Source organism: Clostridium sp. ZS2-4, from assembly GCF_026719745.1.
Classification (GTDB): domain Bacteria; phylum Bacillota; class Clostridia; order Clostridiales; family Clostridiaceae; genus Clostridium_H.
On record NZ_JAPPRQ010000109.1, the window covers coordinates 1 to 9513 of the forward strand.

Annotated in this window: 5 protein-coding genes and 1 pseudogene; 4 read left to right on the forward strand and 2 right to left on the reverse strand. The window is 24.8% G+C overall.

Annotated features, from left to right (window positions below; genetic code table 11):
• Positions 1-101: pseudogene (locus tag OIO11_RS12485) on the reverse strand (ATPase); the annotation flags it as partial.
• Positions 102-649: 548 nt separating this feature from the next.
• Between OIO11_RS12485 and OIO11_RS12490 the strand changes: the two are divergent.
• Positions 650-3619: a hypothetical protein gene (locus OIO11_RS12490; protein WP_268071785.1), complete on the forward strand. Its 2970-nt coding sequence runs from the start codon at positions 650-652 to the stop codon at positions 3617-3619.
• Between the two features lie 14 nt (positions 3620-3633).
• A complete protein-coding gene (locus tag OIO11_RS12495; protein WP_268071786.1) occupies positions 3634-5427 on the forward strand; it encodes a DUF2357 domain-containing protein in 1794 nt (597 codons plus the stop codon).
• A 154-nt stretch (positions 5428-5581) separates the two neighbouring features.
• Here the strand turns inward: OIO11_RS12495 and OIO11_RS12500 are convergent, their stop codons facing one another.
• The gene (locus tag OIO11_RS12500) at positions 5582-6157 is read right to left on the reverse strand and encodes a hypothetical protein (protein ID WP_268071787.1); all 576 of its coding nucleotides are present in this window, start codon (positions 6155-6157) and stop codon (positions 5582-5584) included.
• Between the two features lie 533 nt (positions 6158-6690).
• On the opposite strand from OIO11_RS12500, the gene OIO11_RS12505 reads away from it, so the two are divergent.
• Together OIO11_RS12505 and OIO11_RS12510 are read left to right on the forward strand one after the other, a co-directional pair.
• Entirely contained in the window at positions 6691-8385 is a 1695-nt protein-coding gene (locus tag OIO11_RS12505; RefSeq protein WP_268071788.1) for a hypothetical protein, read from the forward strand.
• Positions 8382-9230 (forward strand): hypothetical protein, encoded by an 849-nt coding sequence (locus OIO11_RS12510; RefSeq protein ID WP_268071789.1) that lies wholly within the window; start codon positions 8382-8384, stop codon positions 9228-9230. The genes OIO11_RS12505 and OIO11_RS12510 overlap by 4 nt, the downstream gene beginning before the upstream one ends.
• Positions 9231-9513: the final 283 nt, after the last annotated feature.

Below are 9513 nucleotides of genomic sequence, written 5' to 3' on the forward strand. Positions count from 1 at the left end.
ATTCTTCTTGCAGCTTCTTGAGATAATATATATCTGTAAAAAGAATAGAATCCTTTAGATGTATTTCCACCTGGGAAAAAATGTTTAAAATCACCCTTCATAAAATCACACTCCTATTTTCATATCTCTATATTATATTTAAAAACAAATGAAAAGTTTACTATTAATATCTAGTATTTATATAGAAATGTGATTTCTATATGGGTTATTTTATGAAATTATGATAGATTAAAAGAAAAATTAAGATATTTTTAAATTTGGTAACAAGCAATAACTTTCCAGTTATTGCTACGACCCCTGGGGTCATAACAGAAACTGGAAGTTTCTGTTTGTTAAGATGGTTTACTTTATATAGGAAATTATATGTTGCAAAACGTTACATAATGTAAAAATATAGGGTTAAATGTTAAATTTTATATGATATAATATTTTATGTAATATATGTATTGAGAGGGGGCTAAAATGGAATATATAAAATTATTTAAAATATATAATAAGTTATAAGAATTACAAACATTAATTGAAAAAAATAAGGGGGAAAATAAGTAACTAGAAAATTAAGATTTATAAAATATGATTAAATATAATTTTGAAAACAACATGTGCTTAGTACAGATATGTATTTTAAATATTTAAGGATGTGAGTTTAATGTTAGACAAATTGAAAAATTTTTATTTAAAGTTACCAAAGGATATACTGGAATCAAGTGAAGATGCAGACTATAATAGGGAAACAAGAAGACAACTTAAAAGATACAAAAAAATTCAGACTAAAATTAACTATATATTAAAAGATGAAACAAGACACCAAACATTTAGAAAGTATATTTATGATAAATATAATAGTATTAACATTGAGTGTAATGATATTAATGAAGTTATAAATTCGATAAATGAAAGTAATTTTGTACAATCTATGATATATATGCTAAAAGAATTTTATAATGATAATAAATTCAAGGAATATGTGTTATCTGATAATTATGAGGAATGTGTAGCAAATTTTATGAATTCAAATACACATACAGATAAGGATAAGGAGAATCAAGGTAATGATATGGAAGAGAATAAAGAAGAGATGAATAAATACATAGTTACTATAGAATATAAAAATGGTTTTTGCAATATTTATCCTTTATTTAGCCTTAAAAATGGGAAATTAAATAAAGTCAAAGAAAGTTATTATCCTGATTATGGAAATATAAATGTGAATCCATGGTCTGAATTTTCAAAGAAAAATTATGATATTATATCTCCTTTATGGATATGTAAATTTGATTACAGCCAATTAGAAGAGACTCAAAACAAAACAAAGTTTAAGATCGATGGTGATAAATTAATAAAAAATAAGAGCATATGTACTATAAATGATGAGGGAATATATGAAGTTGTAGAATTACTTGAAGATAATAGTGTTTTGGAACAATTGATTTATAATAACAAGCCTGAAATTAAGAATAAACCTATTTTAGAAAAAATATATATTAAGGATAATAACTATGTTTATGGACCATTTGGCTATAAAGAAAATAATCAAGGGGGAGGTTATTATATAGACAAAAAAAATAGTGATTATATTATAGAAAAATATTCTATAAAAGACAATGAATCATATTTAAGTATAAATGAAATAGAAAATCCTTATAACTATAATAATTCTTTTATAACAGTGGTATATTTTCATAATAAAAAAAATTTAATAAGTGAAAATATAGATATTATAAGTAAGGAAGAATTATTGGACAAGGTTAAGCAAATAATTAATATGAAAAATACACATTATTCTAGAAATGAAATTGAAGAAATAAGAAAAAACATTAATTTTATAATAGATAACTCATTATCTGAAGAAAGAAGAAAGCGTTTAAAAGAATTAATTGAAAATACCGAAACAACAGATAAGTTTATAGAAACCGATTTAATAGATATAATAGGTTTATTACTGGATGGTAAAGATACTAAAGAATCTATCGCTAGCAAGATTTTAAATCAACATGAAATTTTAAGAAAATTACAAAATGTTGAATTAGTACAGGCTAAGATAGATAGTAAGAATGAAGAATTAAATAAAGCAAAGCAAGAGTTGGAACAAATACAATTATCAATAAAGGATTCAAATGATAAAAATAAAGAACAATTAATTGCTAATATTGAGAACGATTTGAAATCAATGTTAGATAAAAAAGAAAAAATAGAAAAAGCTATTGAAGAGTTAAGTGAAAGATATGAATTATGTGATGAGATTGATTTACTTTATAAAAGAATTGAAGATCTTAAGAAAAAAGCAAAAGAAGCAGAAGATGATTATAATGTATTTAGTAGAAAAAATCAAAATATGAGAAATGAAGCAGAAAAAATTGAAAAGGAAATTAGAGTGAAATTAGAGAATGCTACAAGCATAAGTAAATATTCAGATATTGCTTTTGATGGAATGATTGCTAATGAAATGTTAGAATCAGCAGCTAAGTGGACTAAGGAGAAATATATAGAAAATTTTGAAAAAGCGATTGCATCTAAAGAAAATGTTGAAAAAATAATAGAAGTCAAATCATTTAAAGATGATAATATTATAGAGTATATACATGAGAAAGTTAGACAAAGTAGAGATTATGGTAGAAATGATATAACCAATATTATGATATGTTTAACCCAGGGATTTTTAACCGTGTTTGCAGGGGAACCAGGAACAGGCAAGACTTCTATGTGCAATATTATTGCTAAAATACTAGGTCTAGCTAATAAAAATAGTGATTATAATCGTTTTACAGAAATTTCTGTAGAAAAGGGATGGACATCTAAAAGAGATTTAGTAGGTTATTATAATCCATTAACTAAATCATTTGATAAAAACAATAGTTCACTTTTTAAAGTATTTAACATACTTCATCAGGAATGCATTAGAGATATTGAAGATTTTCCTTATTATATACTGTTAGATGAGGCAAATTTAAGTTCTATGGAGCATTATTGGGCAGATTTTATGAATGTTTGTGATTTTGATAAGGAAAATAGGAAAATTAATTTAGGAGAAGATTATATTTATGATATACCTAAAACTTTAAGATTTTTGGCAACAATAAACTATGATCATACAACAGAAACATTATCACCACGACTTATAGACAGAGCATGGATAATATCCTTAGAAACAAATAATTTCAATTTATTCTTGAATAATAATCAAGAACAACAAACAAATGATAATATAATTATGTTTAAGGATTTAGAAAAATGTTTTTCATATTATTCATATTGTGGTTCAGATGAAGAACTACCAAATCAAATGTATGAAGAGTTGGATGAAATTTATAAAATATTTAAAGAAATTAACATATCAATAAGCCCAAGAGTTGATAGCATGATAAAGAGATATTTAAAAGTAGGTTGCAAATTGTTTGAGAAAACTGAAAGTACAGCACAAGAATTTGTTGCTTTAGATTATGTAGTTGCACAAAAATTATTACCTAAAGTTAATGGTTACGGCGATGAATATAGGAAGTTTTTAAAAGGTATAGAAGAAAAATTTGATAAAAATAATATGATGAAATGTAAAAATATAATAGAAAATATAATTAAAAAAGGTGATACTAATATGCAGTATTATCAATTTTTCTCCTAAAGAAGGTTAGATATATGGAATGCAGATTAATATTACAAACTAAATTAGTTAATGATTTAAATATAATTTTAACAGAAACAACTGAAGATAATATGTTTTCAAATAGCGAAATTTGTGGAGTCGTTTATAGTGATATGGAATATGAGGCAAGTATAATTTTTGATAAGGAAATCCAAGATATCAATATTTATATTAATGATGTATTAAGAGAGTGTTTTTATGATAACGGGAAAATATATTTTAAGTCTGAGAAATTTTCAGATAAAAGAATTTTTATGAATTATTTTGGATATGTAAACTTCACAATTAGTATTAAAACTACTGAAGGCAACTATGAGTTTTATTCCAATTATTTAGATGTAGCAGTAAGAGATAATATATCAAGTGATCTCATAAGAAAAATGGTAGCTTATATAGCTCAAAATTCACATAAATATTTATTTAAAAAAGATTCAAATGTGAAAGATTTTGCAGATGTAGAAAAAAGTAAAAGAAAAAATATTAATACTGAAATTTCTATACTAGAAAATATATTATTTGAATATGAAAGTAACTTTAAATATTTTAAAATAGCTGCAAAATATAATATAAATAGTAATTATATTATTGATGATTTTGAAAAATTAAAAGAAATAAAGAATGAAACAATACAATATATAATATCTAACCCACAGCAGTTTATAACTGTAAATTATAATACGGGTATTAAATATAATAAATTAAATTTACAACCTAAGAAGACACTAATAAATAAAAATAAAATATGCTATAACATCTATGAAAATCAAGTTGTTCTAGGATTTTTAAAGTATATCTATAATTCAATTTTAGATAAGATAAAAGAAGTAGAGAGCAAGATTAATAATTCACAAAGATATCCTATTAAATCTAAATATATATCCTCATCTAATGAAATCTATAAAGAGGTAAATAAAACTTTAGATAAGTATAGAAGAAAATTATATGAAATAAAAAAAAAGATTCAACAATTTTATTTTATGTACAAGCAAATTTTGAAATGTGAAGAAATAAACATAAATAATATTCCTAAACCATCACCTATTTTTATGGAAACACAGCATTATAGAAAAATATATAAAGTGATAAGAGATTGGTTTGAGAGTGGTAATTATAATCTTCGAAATGAGAAAATGATATTAACATTTTCAGAGGCAAGCCAAATATATGAATATTATGTGCTTTTTAAGGTTAATAATTATATTGCTGAAAATGGATATTATCTGAAAGGGTCAAATAAATTTGTTTATAAACTTAAAAAGAGTGCTAAATATACAAACACAAGATTTGAAAATACATTTGTATTTGAAAAAGAAAAAATAACTTTAACAGTATATTATCAGCCTGTTATTTATTTTGAACAAGTAGTTAATGATATAGGTTTATTTAGAAATAATGATATAAGCTTAGAGGGTGGAAAAGCTCAATATTATACTCCGGATTATGTTATAAAAATAACTGAAAAAGAATCGGCTAAATTTATTATTTTAGATGCAAAATGGTCCACTATTGAATCTGTTATTAATTATAGTTTTAAAGATATTGTATATAAATATAATTTTTCTATTAGTACAATTAATAGTGATGATAAGATTGATAAAATTTGGGCTGTTAATGGTAAAAATCTTAGAAATCAAGAAGAGTATATATATAATTTTTATAACAGTAAGTTTAAGGTGAGAAATAATGAGTTAACACCTTCAGCAAAAATTATAACTTTAAATCCTAATATAGATACAGTTATACAAAAAGAAAATTTGAATCAGTTACTTTCTATAATTAAAGAATAGTTAAAAAAGAGTTATCAATATATTTTGAAGAAAATAACTTGGAAAAACATATAAATAATGTTTTTATTTACTAGAAGCTTCATTATGTACAGTAGAGGAATAAATTCGTTTTTGTATTAAAATTACAGAAAAACAAATTTATTCCTATAATTTTTTAATCAAGTTCATTATAATAATTGATTAATACCGATAAATTATGATTCATAGAGTTAATAGCTTGTTCTATGAAGTGAATATTTTTTAATATGGTCATTATGTCATTGCCTGGTATAGCTAATGAATAAGAACTTTCTTTGCTGGCTATTGCAAGTTCAAGTTCATTTAATAGAGGTATAGGTTTAAGTTTATCCTTAAGATTAATTTTGTGATGATAAATATTAGAACTATTTAGTGGAGGTTTTTCAGTAGTAGTGTTTTCTAGTGATGAATGTTTAGTGTTATTTTCTGATTGTCTTTGACTTATGGAAGTTGTAAACATTGTTTCTTGAAGAGGTTGTGATATTTTATAAGAGGGATGTGGTGGAGTACATTCAACCCATTTTTTATTTTTAATATCACAGTACATATTAAAATAATATAAAGTGTTTTTCTTTAGAGAAGCATAGCTGAATGTTAGCATTCCATTTTTCTTGAATGTTTTAATTATTATATTAGGAGCTTTATTAGCTGTTATCATTTGCTTTAGAGTATCAAATTCTTTTGGAGTTAACATAGTCCTTTTAATTTTCATAATGATAATCCTTAAAAAAATTATTTACAATTTATAAAATTTTTTTATTAAAGAAGATATTACTTTAGAATTGAATAAGCTTTATTAAAAGTAGGCAAACACTCTATCATGGTATAAGGTATACAGGCATGTATAGTTATATATAGAATAGAAGTAAAAAAAAGATAGCTTTTATCCATAAATGTAAATATTCAATTGAAATTATTAAGAAAGAAGAGGATATTCATCTATATATGTTTCATATAGATACTCCTATAGAAGGATAACTAGCTCAAAGGTTTGTGATAATAAAGAAATAATATATATAAGCATAAGTATTATCAGAGCTAGAGAGAAAAATATCATATTTAGTTGAAGGTATTAATAAGAATTTCCAGAATGCAAAAAAATTATACAGGACTTCGTAAATGAAATGATGGTTTATAAAAAACACATTGAAATAATATTCAATTTTAAAAAGTATTAAGATATATGGTAAAATTTATTTTATAAGTATGTAGAAATAATATAAATATTTTATGGAGGATAAATTAATGAGGGAAGATAGTATTTTTATTGAACAAGCTGAATATATTAATACAGATTTGTTCCAAAAATGGAATATAGAACATCCTGATGAGGGAATTATAATAAAAAAATTATCTCAAGGGGGAGCAAAATTAATTACTGGACCAAGAGGGTGTGGAAAAACGACGTTAATGCTTAAAACTTATTATAATTTGTGTTCTAAAAAGAAAGGTACAACTCTTGCAATTTATGTAAATTTTAAAACTTCCTTAAAAATTGAGCCTCTTTATAGGAAAAATATAAATGCGTCATATTGGTTTAATCAATGGTTACTATTTAAAATTTACCAAGGGTTATATAAAACATTAGAAGATATTAATATTGAAGCACCAAATGATTTATTACTTAAAAAGGTTCAAATAGATGATGTTGTTAATAAAATAGAGTTGGGATTTACGGAAAAAATAAGTACAGAAACTATATTAACAATTTCGATGCTAGAGGAAGAAATTAAGAAGATATTTTCATGTACTAATAAAAGTCATTGTGTATTATTATTAGATGATGCAGCACATGCATTTTCTGTGGAGCAGCAATATGATTTTTTTGAGTTTTTTAGACAAATAAAGAGTAGGATAATATCACCTAAAGCCGCAATATATCCAGGTATAACTAATTTTTCGCCTACTTTTCATGTTGGACATGATGCTGAAGAAATAGATGTTTGGATTAAACCAGAAATAAATAATTATGTGCAATTTATGTTACAAATACTAGAACGAAGATTACCAAGAGTTGTTTATAATAAATTAAGTGAAGATTTAGACTTGCTATATATAATTTGCTATTCTAGTTTTGGAATTCCTAGGGCTTTATTGAATATTGTTAGAAATTTTTATAAGGATAAGACTGTAGATGGAGTAGAAAAGTTTGAAGTTAAATTCACAAGAAAGACTGTAATGAGTGCTATAAATCAAACTTTTATTCAAGTAATGAGTATATTTCTATCTTTAAAAGAAAAATTGCCTATTTATGAAAAGTTTATTGTTACTGGTGAGCAGATATTTATAAAGATGATAGATGAAATTAAAGAATATAATAAAGAAAAAGGTCTTGATGAACAAGGAGTTACAATAGCAATAAAAAAACCATTGCCTTCAGAATTATCAAAAGTTATAGAATTCTTTCAATATGCAGGGTTAGTTATGTATAAAAAAGAATTGAGCAAAGGAGAAAAAGGGGTTTTTGAACTTTATAATATACATTACGCAGGTTTAGTAGAAAGAAATGCATTTATGGGAAAAAAGGCTATTAAATCAATAGATCTAGCTATTGCATTGAGAAAGAGAAATGCACATTCATTTAAAAGAATTACGTCAAGAGTTTTAATTGGTACTGAGGATATAAGAAGTATATTTCCTTTATCACTCCCACCATGCCCAGTTTGTGGAACACCAAGAGCTTCTGAGCATACAAAATTTTGTGGAGAATGTGGTGCTCCACTCAAAACAGCTTCTATTTTTGAAGAGTTAGTTTCAAATGATATAAATAAGTTACCATTAACGGCTAAAAGAGTACAATCAATTAAAAAATATTCTAGAATAAGAACAATTAAAGATATACTTATGGATAACGATAATAAAGAACTTAGAGGGGTACCGCAAATAGGGCCATATTGGGCAGACAAAATTTATTCATATGCAGAGGAATATATAGGATGAGTAGTGATTGGATTAATTCAGTAAATCAGAGTGGTGGATCTGAAAAAATTAGAGATATTAATGAGTATATTGAAAAGATTGACAGTGGTAGTTTATATAAATCAGCTATAGACAGGTTTTATAAATCTGTTCGTGGAATACTAAGTATTTCAAGAGACCCTAGTTATTTAGACGTAAATACAGTTATGGGACCGTTGCTTTTTATTGGGATAATTTCATGTACTGAAAATTATCTTAGAGAAATATTATCTGAAGCTATTAAAATTTGCCCAATATGCAAAGCAAAATCTGCATCACAATCAATTAGTTTAGGCTCTGTATTATGGCACTCGGGAAGTAATGTGGAAAGAGGATCATTTGAGAATATATCATTTGCTGATGCAGATGCAATAAAAAAAACGTGTAAAAAATTTTTGGGATATGATATAGATAAAACAGGTCTTGCATATGCGGCGTTAGAAGAGTTTGATAAAATATGTGAATTGCGACATGGTGTGGTTCATTCTAATACTATTATTGCAGGAAAAAATGCTATTAAGTTAGGAATAAAATCAGATAATGAAATAATTAAGGTTAAGATAGCATATAAACAACTTCAAGAATGTGCAGCTATATGTACATCTTTAGTAAGTAGCTTAAATACAGAATTATTTATTCTAATGGTTAAGAGATGGGCTATTAAGTGGCCTAAGTTACCATTGTGGAATAGCAAAGATGATAATAAAAATTTCAATTTAATTTGGAATATGTTTTATTCAAAGATTGACTCAAATAATGGATTAATACCTAAAAATATTTCTATGATAAAATGTAGGAATCAGGTAAAACGAGAATTTAATAGATAGTATTTTGAAAGAAAATTTAAGATTGGTGGATTTTAAAGGTCATCCTTCACCTCTATCAATAAGATATTTATTAGTTTATAAGTATATCCTTACATATGTGAACTAATAATAAAATAAATTAACAATCATAATAGATTATATCAATACCTAAAATAATAACTCAACTTTCGCACTTGTATTTTAAGGCGTTAGCCTGTGTTTTCAGTATTTCTAGCATAAAAAATAGAAGAACATTCCTCCATTTGGTATAATTGAATCACGACAAACAACGACCAAGAAAGGA